The 15,029-nt window shown below is 61.9% G+C and carries 15 protein-coding genes; 7 read left to right on the top strand and 8 right to left on the bottom strand.

From position 1 onward, the window contains the following. Positions 1–4: 4 nt before the first annotated feature. Genes ehuD through doeB form a run of 6 tightly spaced genes read left to right on the top strand, consistent with a single transcriptional unit; the run spans position 5 to position 5,671 of the window. On the top strand, positions 5–664 hold the full coding sequence (gene ehuD, locus HJB82_RS01965; protein WP_221139475.1) for an ectoine/hydroxyectoine ABC transporter permease subunit EhuD: 660 nt from the start codon (positions 5–7) through the stop codon (positions 662–664). 2 nt (positions 665–666) lie between these two features. After that, a complete protein-coding gene (gene eutA / locus HJB82_RS01960) occupies positions 667–1,446 on the top strand; it encodes an ectoine utilization protein EutA (protein WP_221139474.1) in 780 nt (259 codons plus the stop codon). 4 nt (positions 1,447–1,450) lie between these two features. Then, positions 1,451–2,452, top strand: a complete 1,002-nt coding sequence (gene eutB, locus HJB82_RS01955; protein WP_221139473.1) for a hydroxyectoine utilization dehydratase EutB — start codon at positions 1,451–1,453, stop codon at positions 2,450–2,452. Beyond that, positions 2,449–3,441, top strand: coding sequence for an ectoine utilization protein EutC (gene eutC, locus HJB82_RS01950; protein WP_221139472.1), 993 nt, complete (start codon positions 2,449–2,451; stop codon positions 3,439–3,441). Before eutB ends, eutC begins: the two co-directional genes overlap by 4 nt. A 33-nt stretch (positions 3,442–3,474) precedes the next feature. Further along, positions 3,475–4,656, top strand: coding sequence for an ectoine hydrolase DoeA (gene doeA, locus HJB82_RS01945; protein ID WP_221139471.1), 1,182 nt, complete (start codon positions 3,475–3,477; stop codon positions 4,654–4,656). 7 nt (positions 4,657–4,663) lie between these two features. Continuing rightward, complete coding sequence (gene doeB / locus HJB82_RS01940) at positions 4,664–5,671, top strand: N(2)-acetyl-L-2,4-diaminobutanoate deacetylase DoeB (protein ID WP_221139470.1); 1,008 nt, start codon at positions 4,664–4,666, stop codon at positions 5,669–5,671. A gap of 31 nt (positions 5,672–5,702) precedes the next feature. On the opposite strand, the gene HJB82_RS01935 is transcribed toward doeB, so the two are convergent. Next, positions 5,703–7,520: a methyl-accepting chemotaxis protein gene (locus HJB82_RS01935; protein WP_207584811.1), complete on the bottom strand. Its 1,818-nt coding sequence runs from the start codon at positions 7,518–7,520 to the stop codon at positions 5,703–5,705. 248 nt (positions 7,521–7,768) lie between these two features. Here HJB82_RS01935 and HJB82_RS01930 point away from each other — a divergent pair, with 248 nt between their 5' ends. Then, positions 7,769–8,017 (top strand): plasmid stabilization protein, encoded by a 249-nt coding sequence (locus HJB82_RS01930; RefSeq protein ID WP_207584812.1) that lies wholly within the window; start codon positions 7,769–7,771, stop codon positions 8,015–8,017. Positions 8,018–8,046: 29 nt separating this feature from the next. Here HJB82_RS01930 and HJB82_RS01925 read toward each other — a convergent pair whose 3' ends face one another. From HJB82_RS01925 to HJB82_RS01895, 7 genes are all read right to left on the bottom strand, one after another. Beyond that, positions 8,047–8,295: a hypothetical protein gene (locus HJB82_RS01925; RefSeq protein WP_221139469.1), complete on the bottom strand. Its 249-nt coding sequence runs from the start codon at positions 8,293–8,295 to the stop codon at positions 8,047–8,049. Positions 8,296–8,539: 244 nt separating this feature from the next. After that, positions 8,540–9,628 (bottom strand): DUF5666 domain-containing protein, encoded by a 1,089-nt coding sequence (locus tag HJB82_RS01920; protein ID WP_207584814.1) that lies wholly within the window; start codon positions 9,626–9,628, stop codon positions 8,540–8,542. Beyond that, positions 9,625–10,488 carry a DUF6502 family protein gene (locus HJB82_RS01915; RefSeq protein ID WP_207584815.1) on the bottom strand — a complete coding sequence of 288 codons (864 nt, stop codon included), beginning with the start codon at positions 10,486–10,488 and terminating at the stop codon, positions 9,625–9,627. Before HJB82_RS01915 ends, HJB82_RS01920 begins: the two co-directional genes overlap by 4 nt. 183 nt (positions 10,489–10,671) lie before the next feature. Next, positions 10,672–11,046 (bottom strand): hypothetical protein, encoded by a 375-nt coding sequence (locus HJB82_RS01910; RefSeq protein WP_207584816.1) that lies wholly within the window; start codon positions 11,044–11,046, stop codon positions 10,672–10,674. 10 nt (positions 11,047–11,056) lie between these two features. Beyond that, positions 11,057–12,103 carry a flagellar hook-associated family protein gene (locus tag HJB82_RS01905; RefSeq protein WP_221131408.1) on the bottom strand — a complete coding sequence of 349 codons (1,047 nt, stop codon included), beginning with the start codon at positions 12,101–12,103 and terminating at the stop codon, positions 11,057–11,059. A gap of 2 nt (positions 12,104–12,105) precedes the next feature. Then, complete coding sequence (gene flgK, locus HJB82_RS01900; protein WP_221139468.1) at positions 12,106–13,566, bottom strand: flagellar hook-associated protein FlgK; 1,461 nt, start codon at positions 13,564–13,566, stop codon at positions 12,106–12,108. A gap of 13 nt (positions 13,567–13,579) precedes the next feature. Further along, positions 13,580–14,872: a flagellar hook protein FlgE gene (locus HJB82_RS01895; RefSeq protein WP_221139467.1), complete on the bottom strand. Its 1,293-nt coding sequence runs from the start codon at positions 14,870–14,872 to the stop codon at positions 13,580–13,582. Positions 14,873–15,029 lie beyond the last annotated feature (157 nt).

Below are 15,029 nucleotides of genomic sequence, written 5' to 3'. Positions count from 1 at the left end.
TCAGATGGAATGGGATTGGGATTTCGTCTGGCAGATCATGCCGACCCTTCTCGAAGGGTTCAAGATCACTATTCTTGCGACCATCCTCGGCGCTGCCGTCGCCATGGTCGTCGGCCTCGGCCTTGCCATCGCGCGGCGGTCGCCGGTCGCCGCCGTTTCGAGAACGGTCGGCTTCGTTTCCGAGTTCATCCGCGGCACGCCGCTGCTGGTGCAGCTCTACTTCATCTTCTACGTGCTGCCGGATATCGGCATCCGGCTGGCGCCGCTGGTCGCAGGCGTGATCGGGATGGGCATCCATTATGCGACTTATACCGCCGAGGTTTATCGCGCCGGCATCGAGAACGTGCCGCGCGGGCAATGGGAGGCGGCCAAGGCCACGAACCTGACGACGCGCCAGGCCTGGATCCACGTGGTCCTGCCGCAGGCGATCCCGCCGATGATCCCCGCACTCGCCAACTATTTCATCGCCATGTTCAAGGAGACGCCGCTGCTTTCGGCGATCACCGTGCTCGAACTGATGAACCAGGCAAAGAGCATCGCCAACAGCAACTACCGCTACATCGAACCGATGACGCTGGTCGGTGTCTTCTTCCTCGTCGTCAGCCTGATCTCGGTCGTGGGGTTACGCTGGCTCGAGGAACGTTACGCCAGGATGGATGACTGACCATGACCGCAAAGATCGAGATCATTCCCGCCGGCCGGCTGCCGCGACTGGAGGACCGGCCGCTCGAAAAGCGCATCGGCCTGATCATCCTCGCGACGGACCACACGACGGAAGTCGATTTCCGGCGCATGGTCGCCAGCGACCGCGTCGGCGTCTATGTCAGCCGCATCCATTACGCCAATCCGGTCACACCGGAAAATCTCTTGAGGATGCAGCCGTCGCTGACGCAAGGCGCGGCACTGATCCTGCCGGACGAGGCGCTCGACGCAATCGTCTATTCCTGCACCTCCGCCTCGGTAGTGATCGGCGACCGGAACATCGAGACGGCGATCCATGCGGCCAAGCCCGGGGTCGCCATCGTGACCCCGACGGCGGCGGCCGTGACAGGTCTGAGAGCGCTCGGCGCCAGACGAATTTCAGTGCTGACGCCCTATACGATCGAGACCAGCCGGCCGATGGCGGATTATTTCGCGGATCTCGGCTTTGCGATCGACCGCTTCACCTGTCTCGGCCTGGCGGATGATCGCGAGATGGCGCGGATCGCGCCGGATGAGATCCTGGCCTGCGCGCGCCAGGCGCTGGCGCCGCAGTCGGATGCGCTATTTATCTCCTGTACGGCGGTGCGCGCCGCCCAGGTCGCGGCCGGGATCGAGGCCGAGATCGGCAAGCCGGTCGTCACGAGCAATCTTGCGACCGCCTGGGCCTGTCTGAGGCTTTGCGGCGACGATCGGGGGCGGCCCGAGCTCGGTCAATTGATGACCAAGCCCTATCGGGAAGGCTGAGGTCATGGTGAGCGCTTTGCCCGTTTCGCTGGAGGACATCCGTGCGGCGGCGCGTCGGATTGCCGGCCGCGTGATCGGCACACCGATGGTGCGGTCCGCCTCGCTTGGCGAATTGGCCGGCGCGCCTGTCCATCTCAAGCTCGAACATCAGCAGACGACCGGTAGCTTTAAGCTGCGCGGGGCGACCAATGCGGTGCTGTCGTTGTCGCCGGCGCAACGCTCGCGCGGCGTCGTCGCGGCCTCGACCGGAAATCACGGTCGCGCGCTTGCCTATGCGGCAAAGGCCGAAGGCGCGGTCGCGACCATCTGCATGTCGCGGCTGGTGCCTGACAACAAGGTTGCGGAAATCCGCCGCCTCGGCGCCGATGTCCGCATCGTCGGGATATCGCAAGACGAGGCGCAGCATGAGGTCGACCGGCTGGTGCGCGAGGAGGGGCTGGTGATGGTCCCGCCCTTCGACCATCCCGCCGTCGTGGCCGGGCAGGGGACGCTGGGGCTTGAAATCATCGAGGCATTACCGGAGGCAGCAGCGGTGCTGGTGCCGCTTTCGGGCGGCGGACTTGCGGCGGGCGTTGCCGCCGCGATCAAGGCGATCAATCCGAAGACCAAAGTGATCGGCCTGACGATGGAACGGGGCGCTGCGATGAAGGCGAGCCTCGATGCCGGGCGGCCGATACAGGTCGAGGAACTGCCGAGCCTTGCCGACTCGCTCGGCGGCGGCATCGGTCTCGACAATCGCGTCACCTTTATGATGTGCCGCGAGCTTCTCGACGACGTCCTCCTGCTTTCGGAGACGGAAATCGCCGCCGGCATGCGCCATGCCTATGCCATCGAACGCGAGATCGTCGAGGGAGCCGCAGCGGTCGGTATCGCAGCCCTTCTTGCCGGAAAGATCAAGGCCGACGGTCCCGTCGTTGCGATCCTTTCCGGACGGAATGTCGACATGGAGCAGCACCGTCGGGTGATCAACGGCGAGACGGCGCTGTTTGCGGAGGATGGGCCATGAGCCGGATGATCATTCTGACGGAAGCGGAACTGAGGAAAGTCATCACGCTCGATCGCGATGCGGTCGCCTGCGTCGAGCAGGCTTTCGCAGCGCTTGCGACGAAAGCGGTCGCCATGCCGCCGATCCTGCGGCTCGATATTCCGGAACATCGTGGCGAGGTCGATGTGAAGACAGCCTATATTCCCGGCGTCGAAGGCTTCGCGATCAAGATCAGCCCCGGCTTCTTCGACAATCCGAAGCTCGGCCTACCGAGCACCAACGGCATGATGGTGCTGCTGTCGAGCCGCACGGGGCTGGTGCAGGCGCTGCTGCTTGATAACGGCTACCTCACGGACGTGCGCACCGCGGCAGCCGGCGCGGTGGCGGCGAAACATCTGTCACGCGAGAATTCCAGCGTCGCCGCGATCTTCGGCGCAGGCATGCAGGCGCGGCTGCAGCTCGAAGCGCTGACGCTGGTGCGGCCGATCCGAGAAGCGAGGATATGGGCGCGCGACGCCGCAAAGGCTGAGGCTTTGGCCGCGGAACTGGCGGGAAAACTCGGCTTTTCCGTCACCGCGACATCGGAGCCCAGACGGGCAATTTCCGGCGCCGACATCATCGTGACCACGACGCCCTCGGAAAAGCCGATCATCGGGGCCGAGTGGCTCGAAGTCGGCCAGCATCTGACGGCGATGGGCTCGGATGCCGAGCACAAGAACGAGATCGATCCCACCGCCATTGCCGGCGCCGGCCTGTATGTCGCCGACAGCCTGAAGCAGACGCGCCGCCTCGGCGAGCTGCATCACGCAATCGGGGCTGGCCTGGTCGCGCCCGAAGCTGATTTCGCCGAGCTCGGTCAGATCGTCGCCGGCAGCGCGCAGGGGCGGACAAGCAACGACCAGATCACCATCGCGGACCTCACGGGAACCGGCATCCAGGACACCGCCATCGCCGTCCTTGCTTTTGCGCGGGCCGGCGCGGCAAACGCCGGAACCACATTCGAAAGCTGAGCGGCGCTCGCGCCGGACAAGAAGGGAAGAGACATGACCCAGCCCAATCTGAAGTTCTCGCTCGGCGAATATGCCGCGCGGCTGGAAAAGACACGGCGTGCCATGGAGGCGAAGGGCATCGACCTTTTGATCGTCAGCGATCCGTCGAATATGGCCTGGCTAACCGGCTATGACGGCTGGTCCTTCTATGTGCACCAGGGGGTGATCGTGCCGCAGTCGGGTGAGCCGATCTGGTTCGGCCGCGGCCAGGACGCCAACGGCGCCAAGCTGACGGCCTATCTGAAGCACGACAACATCGTCGGTTATCCCGATCATTACGTGCAGTCGACCGAGCGCCATCCAATGGACTACCTCTCCGGCATCCTGACCGAGCGCGGCTTCGGCAAGCTGACGATTGGCGTCGAGATGGACAATTACTGGTTCTCGGCTGCGGCCTTCGCTTCGCTGCAGAAGCACCTGCCGAACGCCCGCTTCGTCGATGCGACCGCGCTCGTCAACTGGCAGCGCGCCGTCAAGAGCGAGGCCGAGATCAAGTACATGCGCAACGCCGCGCGCATCGTCGAGGCGATGCATGCCCGCATCTTCGACAAGATCGAGGTCGGCATGCGCAAATGCGATCTGGTCGCCGAAATCTACGATGCCGGCACCCGCGGCGTCGACGGCATCGGCGGCGACTATCCGGCGATCGTGCCGCTGCTGCCGTCGGGCGTCGAGGCTTCCGCGCCGCATCTGACCTGGGACGACCGGCCGATGAAGAAGGGCGAGGGCACCTTCTTCGAGATCGCCGGCTGCTACAACCGTTACCACCTGCCGCTGTCGCGCACCGTCTTCCTCGGCAAGCCGACGCAGGCTTTCATAGACGCGGAGAAAGCAACGCTGGAAGGCATGGAGGCCGGCCTTGCGGTGGCAAAGCCCGGCAACACCTGCGAGGACATCGCCTATGCCTTCTTTGGTGTCTTGAAGAAATACGGCATCGTCAAGGACAACCGCACCGGTTACCCGATCGGTCTCTCCTATCCGCCGGACTGGGGCGAGCGCACCATGAGCCTGCGCCCCGGCGACCGGACGGAGCTGAAGCCCGGCATGACCTTCCATTTCATGACGGGTCTCTGGCTCGACGACATGGGCTTCGAGACGACCGAGAGCATCCTCATCACCGAGAGCGGCGTCGAATGCCTGGCGAACGTGCCGCGCAAGCTGATGGTCAAGGATTGAGGCTGTCATGAACGAGACCTGTTTGCGGCCGTCGCCGATCAGTGCGACGGTGGATTTCACTGCCATGGGCATCCAGCACGGTTTCCTCAGGCTGCCCTACAGTCGCGACGATTCCGCCTGGGGCTCGGTGATGATCCCGATCACTGTCGTCAGCAACGGCAAGGGACCGACGGCTCTTCTGACCGGCGGCAATCACGGCGACGAGTACGAAGGACCGATCGCGCTCTTCGATCTCGCCCGCTCGCTGAAGGCCGACGAGGTCAGCGGCAGGGTCATCATCGTGCCGGCGATGAATTACCCGGCGTTTCTGGCGGGAACCAGGACTTCGCCGATCGATCGGGGCAATATGAACCGCAGCTTTCCGGGCCGGCCGGACGGGACGGTGACGGAGAAGATCGCCGACTATTTCCAGCGTGTGCTTCTGCCGATGGCCGATATCGTTCTCGATTTCCATTCCGGCGGCAAGACGCTCGATTTCCTGCCGTTCTGCGCGGCGCACATCCTGGCGAACAAGCAGCAGGAGGCGAAGGCTTTCGAATTCGTCACGGCGTTTGCAGCCCCCTATTCGATGAAGATGCTGGAGATCGATGCGGTCGGCATGTACGACACGGCGGCCGAGGAGATGGGCAAGATCTTCATCACCACGGAACTCGGCGGCGGCGGCACCGCCACGGCGAAAACCGCGGCGATTGCCAAGCGCGGCACTATGAATGTGCTACGCCACGCGGAGATCGTCGCAGGCATCGTCGATAGCGGTCCGACGACCTGGCTCGACATGCCGGACGGCCGCTGCTTCTCCTTCGCGGAGGAAGGGGGACTGATCGAACCTGTCATCGATCTCGGTGACGCAGTCACTGACGATGCCGTCATTGCGCGCATCCATCCGACCGGGCGGACCGGGGTGGCGCCCCGCGAGATCCGCGCCGGAATGAGCGGCATTCTCTGTGCCCGGCATTTCCCGGGGCTGGTCAAACCAGGCGATTGCGTTGCCGTCGTGGCGATCGTTACAGGCTGAGGTGAACGGAGTTCCGGCGGCAGCTCATACGTCAAGCCGCTTTCTGCGGTCTTGACGCGCTGGCTCTCGCATCAACCTGGAAGCGGTTGACGACCCCTTCCAGCGTCTGCGTCTGAGTGCCGAGCGCTCGACAGGCCGAGGCGGTTTCGACGGCCATGGCCGCGTTGCGTTGCGTCACTTCATCCAGAGCATTGACGGAGGCGTTGATCTCGCCGATCGCCACCGCCTGTTCGGAGGACACCGAAACGATGCGGGCAATCAGGCCGGCGACCTGCTCGACCTGTCCTTCAATTTCCAGAAGCGCCTTGCCAGTGCGGTTGACAAGCTGCACCCCGCTGGAAACCTGAGCCGAGGATGTGGAAATCAGAGCCCTGATCTCCTTGGCGGCGTTGGCCGAGCGCATGGCGAGTTCGCGCACTTCCTGCGCCACGACGGCAAAACCCTTGCCCGCTTCGCCAGCACGGGCGGCTTCGACCCCGGCATTGAGCGCCAGAAGATTGGTCTGGAAGGCGATTTCATCGATGACGTTGACGATGTCGCCGATCTGCGACGACGAACCTTCGATCCTTTCCATGGCGGCGATCGCTTCGCGAACGACGGCGGCCGAATGTTCGGCGCTGGTGCGGGTCTCGGCCATCATGCCGGTTGCCTTGCCGGCATGCTCGGCGGCGTCTTTCGCCTTGACGTTCATCTCATCGAGCGCAGCCGTGGCCTGTTCGAGCATCGCGGCCTGCTGTTCCGTGCGCGACGCGAGACTCTCGGTTGCGCCCGTAATGCCGTCCGAGGAACTGCCCACTTGCCTGGAGGTCAGGGCGATCTCGGCCATCGAGGCGCAAAGTGCGTCCATGCTGTCGTTGAACTTGGCGCGCAAAGTCTCGTAGGCGGCGGCGAAGGGTGTGGCGATCCGGCAATCGAGATTGCCGTGTGATAGCTGGTCCAAGCCGTACGTCAGCTGATCGATCACCATTTCGCGGATCTGCTCGTCGGCGGCTTTTTCGGCCATCTGGCTGCGTTCGCGTTCAAATTCCGCATCGCGAAGCGCCGTCTCGCGCTTCTGCGCGCCCTCGCGTTCCAGCGCGTTGCGGCGGAAGACGGCCACGGCCTTGGACATGGCGCCGATTTCGTCGGAGCGGCTGGCATAGGGAACGTCTGTCGAATAATCGCCGTCTGCGAGGTTGCCCATATAGGCTTTCATACCGTCGAGCGGCACGATTGCCCGGCGACGCAAGAGATAGAGACCCACCAGCAACAGGCCGAATGAGCCGAAGCCCGCGGCACCCGCATAGATCGTCCAGGTGACGATTTCCGAGGCGGCATTGCGCTCCTCGCCCTTCAGGAAGGCATCGGAATTTGCGACAAGTTTCTCGACCGCATCCTGATGCGAATGAAAGGCGACGCGCAATTGCTCGATCGCACCATGCGCCTTGTCTTCATCCTTGGCGGTCAGGGCGGGAATGATCTCGCGGTTCATCACGTCCCAGAATACATCGCCCTTGGCGATGACATCGTTTTCAAGCTCGTCCTTCAAAGCCTGCGGCAGCCGGGTGGTTTTCCAATAGGCGCGGCGATCGTCGTAAGCAGCCTTGAGATTCGCGATCTTGGCCAGATTGGTATCGGTCAGTTCGGGAAATTTGCTCGCCTCGAAGGAGAGCATGTAGGACTCGACGACAAACAGCGGCGGCGGCAGAATATCGGCGATCAGATCCTTTCCGTAAACGACCTGTTCGTAAACCGGGCCATTGACCTTCAGCCGTTCGAGCGCCGATTGCTGCAATCCGATCGACATGAAGAGGCCGGCCGAAACGGCGACGCCAAACGCCACCAAACTGCGCGCAATAGTAAAGGCCAAGACCGTCTCCAAATAACTTATGGCCTCTCTTCTTCGAGACGCCTGATCTACGTGCAGCATTATTTCGCAAGAACGCTGAGATATGGTTAATTCTTTCGTTGGCAGGGGGTTGGCTCACCTGTGAAAGGCCGGTGCAACCGTCCAAAATTGGGGTGATGGCAAACAACGGCCACTTTGGTAGTAAGCCATTATCCGTCAACTCACTGGCCGGGATGCTGAGCGTCATATTTATCAGAAAGGAGATCAGTATGACCGAACCTCAGCTTGCCGTACGGAGTGCAAAGGCGCGTGATCTTGCGCGACGGCTTGCCCGCCGCGAAAATCGTTCAGTCGCCGAGATTGTCGAGCGGGCTCTCGAACACTATGAGATCTGTCAAGTCGGGCCAGAGCCAGCCATGTCCGTCTATGCCCGCCTTTCACCGCAAAGCGGGGCGGATCTCGATCTCGAAGCAGTCGTCGATGGAAGCCGCGAGATTCACAAGGGCATAGAGGTCTAAATTCTGGATTGGGTCGTTCCGGTGAGAATTTAGGCCAATCGCATCAGCATTTCGTTGAGGTCGCCGATCTTGCGCAGCAGCTCGACCAATCTATCTGTATCGTCCTGGCTGAGCCGGCCGGTTTCGCCGCTGCTGTTCCAAAGCTGTTGGAATTCTTGGCTCATCTGGAGCGCGCTGTTCATTATGCCGATGATTTGCGCGCGGTTTTCCCAGGTTACAACGACGGTTGGTTCGTCCATCTCGATCGAAATATCCGGTTCGCGTTCCAGCAAAAGCAATTTCTGATTCCTCTTGGGCGAAGATGACTTGGTTCGGATGGCGCCATCGGGTCGGCGGTGGGCCATCTCTGCAACTACGCGGGAATACGGTTCGACTTAAAAAGCGTTTGAAACGATTGGCTAGCGGGTATGGGGCGGACCCGTTAGCCAATCGGCAAACCCTTCCCGGAATCACCCAAAGCAGGATTCGCAGGAGCAATAAAATGGGAATATTTCCCATTTGTCAATGTGGGTGACAGCGTTTTCAGTGCGGAACCGGATCGGGGGGCGGCGACCCGGGAGGCCCCGAGCCGGGAGGCGGGCCGCCAGGGCCGGGTGGCGGACCTCGCCTGCCCGGATCGGGAAAATCGCCGCCCGGCCCGCCTCTGCCGAAAGGCGAGTGATCGGGCCCCGGTCCGTTCCCGGGACCATTCGGCGGGCGCGGACCAACGCCATTGGGACCAGGTCCGGGAAAGCCAGTCATTCTGCTCGAATCCCGCACGCCGATATCGACGAAGCCATGACCATCGGGGGAGAGTTGCATCGACCCGGAAGGCGCCGAACCTCCAGGTCCAGAACCCGCCATGCCTCTGTCCCCCGGCCGGAAGGTCTCGATGTTGACGGTACCGCGTTTCAGGCCCGGCACGACAGGTTCGGCCTGAATACGAGTGACGATCAATCGATCGGCAACCGCCTTCAGACGCACGAGTGTTTGTTTGCCGGCCAGATACCCATGCGTGCTTCCAAGCGAAAGGCCGCCGATCAGGACGTGATTGCCGCTCTTGACGAGGACACCACGGACATGGACGCCATCGGAAACGGAGCGGGGCTCGATGCGCCGGGCAATGATCGTGCCGTCAGGTTTGCGGATACCGAACACGGCAACCCGCTTGCCTTTCCGCAGGCCCTTCGTCGCCAAACCTGATGCGTCGACGGTTTGCGAAAGTATTCTTATCCCGGTCTTATCAATCCGGTCGATGCGGCCCTGGACCTCGCTGACGATCGTAATGCGGGCGGCGCGCTTGCCTGTGAGCAGCACCCGGGCGACATGACCGACCTTCATCGCGCTGGCGGGAACGCGTCGTCCATCGATCTCGATCGGCGTCGTGGCGCTGAACGGTATGTGGATATCGTTGACGATAATGCTGCCGAAACCCTGGATGGTCCCGACGATGCCGGTTCCGCCGATGCCGTGATCTTCGTTCTCGCCGCCTCCCTGAATGGAAAGACCGGACCCGCCGATTCCATGATCGCTGGTGCCGGTCGGCTGCGCGGCTGTCATCGCAGGTATCAGGACCTGAAGCGCAATTCCGCCCAGCAGAAACTGTCGTCTCGAGATCGTTGACGGGCTCATTCGTCCGCCTCCGTCTCGGAAGCGGCGTCTGCCTGAGGATCCGGCTCACGCTCCTCGGTCATGACGTAGAGGCCCGAGATCCAGCGGCTGCTGCCGCCCGGATCGTCCTTGATGGCCTGATGGGCGATCTTGTTGAGCTTGAGAAGCATCGCCATCCCTTCCTCGCGCGCGATTTCGTCGAGCCGGGCGGCGAGCGCTGGCGACATCCCATCATAATGAACGGCACGTTCGAAATAGGGAGGAGGGTCGTTCATCAGGTTCATGACCGACGCCTGCACATGGTCACGAAGGTTGCGGGTAAAATAATGCCGGCGGGCTTCGTCGCCGGCATTGGGCACGATCGATGAAAGGTTGAGCCGGACCCAGCCGTTGTCGTCGACAACGACGATGCCCTTGTCCAGCCAGTCGTCGAGGATGGAGCGGGGATGGACGTCTTTGGTGATGTCGCTGACCAGGCTCTCGAATGAGGGAACACCATCGCTGGACGTCCGGGGCAAAGTGCTCGGCCTGTCCTCGGCATCGCAATAAAGCGGATCGGCAAGCCACCGCGCAAGGATGCGGCTCGTCTGCGAAACGCCCACGGTCAGGAACGATGGATCAAGCGCCAGTCCGCGCAGCCGGTTGACGTCCTTGCGGTGGATGCCTGTCAGCAGCGAGATGCGGCTATCCGTCTGCTGCTTGTTCGGCAGCGCGAATTCCTTCTCCGCCACCTCGATATAAAGCCGGCGAAGGACGACCGAAAAAGCGGTGAAGTTGAAGCCGGAGGCGAGAGCGAGTTTGACCAGCGGGCGGAGCACGCGGACCAGCATGGCCTGCAAGGTCTCTTCGGAGAACGGAAGCTTCGCGCGCGGCTTTGACATCAAGAAACACTCGGCCTGTGAAAGACCATTGCCGGCAGACTTCGACAATCGTCCTTGGTCTTCCCTATGGCAAAGTCCACACTGCCGCAACGCACAGGCGACAAGCAAGCCCGGTCCTTGCCATGCTCCCTGGCGGCGCGCGCACGATCGCGACGCCTTCCTGAAGGTATTTTTCTTATTCTATCAATGTCTTGTGTTCTCCGACTCGGGGGACAGCAAGGCGCCCTGGCGCCAGTCGATCAACCGGTCGATTCGAGCAATCTTGTGGAAAACCTCGAAGACGTCGAATGACGAGCCTTTCTCGATGTAGGAGGCCAGGAGCTCGCAAAGCTCGAAGATTTCGGGGGGCGTTCCCGTCATCTCTACACCGTCGTCGGTGAAAATCCCCGATCGCGGCCACGCCTGGGCCTGTTGCTCGTCGAGCTTGCTGCCGACGAAAGGGATCGTATTGATGATGCCTGAGGCAAGCGCAAAGGCGGCCTCAGCCACGATTTCGGAGCAGCTCGTGTTGGGCTCTCTCGTTAAGGCCGGTATTTGCAGCCGCTTGAATTCCCGCATTTTCAATCCGTCAGAGATAGTTGACCAGGCTCAGGCCCTGGAGTTTTGAGACGAGCGTGTAGGCCGTTTCCAGTTGCGTCTGCAGCTGGTTGACGAGCGTCGAAGCCTCATAGGCATCCACGCCCTGGAGATCGACGAGGTTTCCCTGAAGCAGGCTCGACTGGGCATCGAGCGCGTCATTTGCCTTTTCGACCCGTTCTTGCGAGAGGCCGAGCTGGCTTTGCTGCGTCACGATGCCTGAAGTCGCCTGCGCGGCATAACCGATCGCCTTCGATGCCACCGTGCTCTGTGCGTCGGCGCTGAGATCCTGGCCGAAGAGCGCGGAGACGACGACGGAGGCAAGCGCCAGATAACGCATGCCTTCGGAATTGGCGTTGGTGGACGAGGTGATGGTTTCCGAGCCGCTGATCCGGCTTGTCATGTCGGTGCTGGAAGCGGTCGACCAGCCTCCCGAAGCGTCCGTCCAGGCGCTTTCGGAAAACATCGGCTCGACGGTATCGGTGATGAAAGTGCCGATTTCCTCGCCGGTCAGATCGTTGACGTCTTTTCCAAGGCCGGTTGCATAATCGCCCAGCGCGGTCACGATCGCATCCGAGACCGTAGAGGACTGATCGGTCAGAGGCTGGCTGTCGAGGTTCGTTCCGCCAAACAGGAACTCGCCATTCACCTCGGTGTTCGCCGTCGAGATCAGCTGAGAAATCGTGGCGCCCGCCGTCTGCAGGGCAACGGCGATGCTGGTCGTATCCTGGCTCGCCTGGAGCGCTGTCAGGTTCGAGACCAGGCTATCGCCGGCATCCTTGAGGCTCGAAAGGGCGGTCTGCGATGCGTCCATGCGCAATCCGACGACGGCATTACTTGACTGGAACGAGGCGGCCTGGTCGATGGCGCTGGTCAGATTGATCGTTTTCGCGGCGCCGGCGCCAAGGGAGACGCCGATATCGGCGTAGGTTCCGGTCGTCGCCTCCGTCGAGGCCTGCTGCAGCTTGGTTTGGGACTGGCTGATGGTCAGACGCAGGACGTTCTGCATCGCCGATGACGAGACAAAAGAGGCTTTCATGACTAGCTCGCTATATCGAGGAGCGACTGGAACATCTCGTCGATGACGTTCAGGATCTTTGTCGCCGCTTTGTAGGATTGTTCGATATCGAGGAGGAGCGTCAGCTCCTCGTCGAGGTTGACGCCGGCCTCGTTGGAATAGGCCTCGTCGGAGCGCGATAGCGCCGCAGATGTGTTTTCGGAGGCCGCCGTCGCATCGCTGCGGTATTGTTCGAGCCAGCCGATCGAGGAACTGGCATAGTCCATCAGGCTTTGCGATGTGGAAAGACCGGCGTCGGAGGAGAACGAGCGCTGTTCCGTCAACGCCGTATACAGGGCGTCGAGATTGTCCGAGAAGCCGCTGTCGCCCGAGCTGTTGAGATCGGTGATGCCGCTGATCGTTCCGTCGCGCAGCTTCGTTGCATCCCCGCCCTCGCTGGTAACGACGGCAAGATTGACCGAGATCGAGGACGCGATGCCGGTGATATCGTCGGAATCCGAGGGTGTTCCTCCAGTTGCTCCGGCCGCCGTCGTCCAGACGAAAAGTGCGGGTGCGCTGGTGCTGCCGTCGGTTTCCGAGAGGGCCTGGACGAGGGACTTGGCGATCTCGTCGAGCTGAGCCTGGAATGTCGGGGCGATTTCGTCGCGAAGCTGCAGCAGCGCCTGCAGGCTGCCCGAGGCACTTGTCGTCGATCCCTCGCCGGCGTCGAGCGCAACGCCGTCTATATAGACGGAATTGCCCTCCGTTCCGGCGACGTAGGTTGTCGTGGGCACGTATGTGACGGTGCGCGGTATGGTCTCGAACAGCACGGTGCCGTCAGAGGTGTAGAGCGCCATGTCGTTATTGTCGCGGACGGCGGTGGTCACACCGACGATCGAGGAGATCTGCTTCAGAAGCTTTTCACGCTCGTCGAGAGCCGAGGACGTATCGGCGCCCGTCGCTGTCGCCCCCTTGACCGCATTGTTGGCGGTTTCGAACTGCGACAATAGCGTATTCAGCGATGAGACCTGCGTGGCGATCTCCGCATCGGCATCGGCTCTGATCGACTGGACGCCGTCGCTTGCGGTATTCAGCGAATTGGCCAGATCCTGCGCGGCGGTGACAGCCGATTGCGCGGCGGTCGTGCTGCTCGGCGATGTAGCGAATGTCTGCAGCGCCTGCTGAAATGCCGAGAGATAAGTGCTCGGCGAGGTCTCGTAGTCATTGCCGCCCGTCAGCGACTTCAGGCTTTCGAGGCCGGTCACAAGCGTCTGCTGGGCGCTGTCCTTGGCGTTCGATTGCAGATACTGGGCCAGCAGCGCGGTTTCCTGCGCCCGGCTGATGCTGACGACCTGAGCGCCGGACAGAGACGTCGTTATCGACGCCTCGCGTCTGACATAGTCGGAATTTCCGACATTGGCGATGTTGGTCGAGACGACGCTGCTTTGCTGGCCGGTATTGTTGAAAATACTTTGGACGCTGTTCAAGGCGGAGGTAAGCGACATCTAGGCGCTCCCTTTATCGTTTCAGGTTGACGAGGACATCCATGATGTCGGAGCCGGTCTGAAACACCTTCGAATTGGCGGTATAGCTGCGCTGCGCCTCGATCATTTCCGTCAGTTCGCCGGCGAGATCGACGTTCGAACTCTCGAGGGCGCCGGACTGGATGGAGCCGAGCCCGTTCGTCTGCGGAAAGCCGGTGACCGTGACGCCGGACAATCCGTTGGCGCTGTAGACGTTGCCGCTGAGCAGCGTCAGATTGTCGGGGCTGGCGACCGTCGCAAGCGGGATCTGATAGAGCGCCTTCGTCGCGCCATTCGCATAGGAGACCGATACCACGCCGTCCGTCCCTATGGACACCGAGCTGACGGCACTGGCTGCCTGACCATCGGCAGAGCCCGTCGCCGAGAAGTCGGAGGCAAGCTGGGTGAAGTCCGAATAATCCATGGTGATCGTCTTTGCCGTGACCGGATCGACGATATCCGTGTCGGTCGCAGACGTCAGCTGGCCGTCGGCGTCGAAGGAGAGCGTCGCGACGCTCACCGCACTGGAGGAGTAGGGGAAGGACGTCGTGCCGCCGATCGCTGCATCGGCATTGCGGTAAACCGAGACTTCCCAGGTGCTTCCAGTGACCGCGCCGGCTGAATCCGTCGTGACACCCGTCTTGGTGAAATAGTAGTCGTACTGGACCGTGCCGCCGAGGCTGTCATAGGCAACCAGCGACATCTTCTGCGTATCGTCGGTGACACCAGAGGAATTGGCGCTCGGCAGCGTCGTCGCATCCGTGACGACAATTGCCTCGGAATTCAGGTTGCCGCTGAAATAGGCGCTGGTCGAAGCGATCGCGCTCAAGCCCGATTGGGCGACGTTAACCGGCACCAGGCCGTCGAAACCGTTGACGACAACCGCCGGCACGCCGGAATCATAAGAATACCCCATAAGGGTGAAACCGGCGCTGTTGACCAGATTGCCGTCGCTATCGACCGAGAAGTCGCCGGCCCGGGTAAGAACCGGCGTGCCGTCGGGGCTTTGCACGATGAAGAACCCGTCTCCTGATATCGCCAGGTCGTAATCCGAGGTCGTATAGGAGATGTCGCCCTGTTCGGAAATCGCCTGGCGCACGGATGTCTGGACGCCGCCGGAATTGTAATTGCCTGAGGACGACGGCAGGACCAGCGACGAGAAGGAGGTGGAAACGGCTTTGTAGCCGACCGTGTTTGCGTTGGCGATATTGTCGGAAACCGTGCTCAGCCGGTTTGCCTGGGCGCTCATGCCTGAGACGGCGGTTTTCATACTTCCAAAAATGCTCATGGCTCAATCCTTAAAGGTTGGGGAACATGCCATGTGGCGACAGGCTTCCAGATCCCGGATTGCGGGCGCACGACATCGCTGGCGCCGGGCAAAGCCCACACCGGTCGATGATCTGATTGTCTGGACTGACCCCGTGATGGCGATAGGCGCTTCGGCT

It is taken from the genome of Rhizobium sp. NZLR10 (genome assembly GCF_019685125.1).
Classification (GTDB): domain Bacteria; phylum Pseudomonadota; class Alphaproteobacteria; order Rhizobiales; family Rhizobiaceae; genus Rhizobium.
Note: the sequence above shows the minus strand (reverse complement) of the source record. Positions and strands in the feature narration are given on the sequence as shown.

Coding starts and splice junctions, on each gene's coding strand:
- doeA (WP_221139471.1), top strand. CDS start 3,475: ATGACCCAGCCCAATCTGAAGTTCTCGCTCGGCGAATATGCCGCGCGG.
- eutB (WP_221139473.1), top strand. CDS start 1,451: ATGGTGAGCGCTTTGCCCGTTTCGCTGGAGGACATCCGTGCGGCGGCG.
- eutC (WP_221139472.1), top strand. CDS start 2,449: ATGAGCCGGATGATCATTCTGACGGAAGCGGAACTGAGGAAAGTCATC.
- HJB82_RS01920 (WP_207584814.1), bottom strand. CDS start 9,628: ATGAGCCCGTCAACGATCTCGAGACGACAGTTTCTGCTGGGCGGAATT.
- eutA (WP_221139474.1), top strand. CDS start 667: ATGACCGCAAAGATCGAGATCATTCCCGCCGGCCGGCTGCCGCGACTG.
- HJB82_RS01895 (WP_221139467.1), bottom strand. CDS start 14,872: ATGAGCATTTTTGGAAGTATGAAAACCGCCGTCTCAGGCATGAGCGCC.
- HJB82_RS01915 (WP_207584815.1), bottom strand. CDS start 10,488: ATGTCAAAGCCGCGCGCGAAGCTTCCGTTCTCCGAAGAGACCTTGCAG.
- ehuD (WP_221139475.1), top strand. CDS start 5: ATGGAATGGGATTGGGATTTCGTCTGGCAGATCATGCCGACCCTTCTC.
- HJB82_RS01905 (WP_221131408.1), bottom strand. CDS start 12,103: ATGAAAGCCTCTTTTGTCTCGTCATCGGCGATGCAGAACGTCCTGCGT.
- HJB82_RS01930 (WP_207584812.1), top strand. CDS start 7,769: ATGACCGAACCTCAGCTTGCCGTACGGAGTGCAAAGGCGCGTGATCTT.
- doeB (WP_221139470.1), top strand. CDS start 4,664: ATGAACGAGACCTGTTTGCGGCCGTCGCCGATCAGTGCGACGGTGGAT.
- HJB82_RS01910 (WP_207584816.1), bottom strand. CDS start 11,046: ATGCGGGAATTCAAGCGGCTGCAAATACCGGCCTTAACGAGAGAGCCC.
- flgK (WP_221139468.1), bottom strand. CDS start 13,566: ATGTCGCTTACCTCCGCCTTGAACAGCGTCCAAAGTATTTTCAACAAT.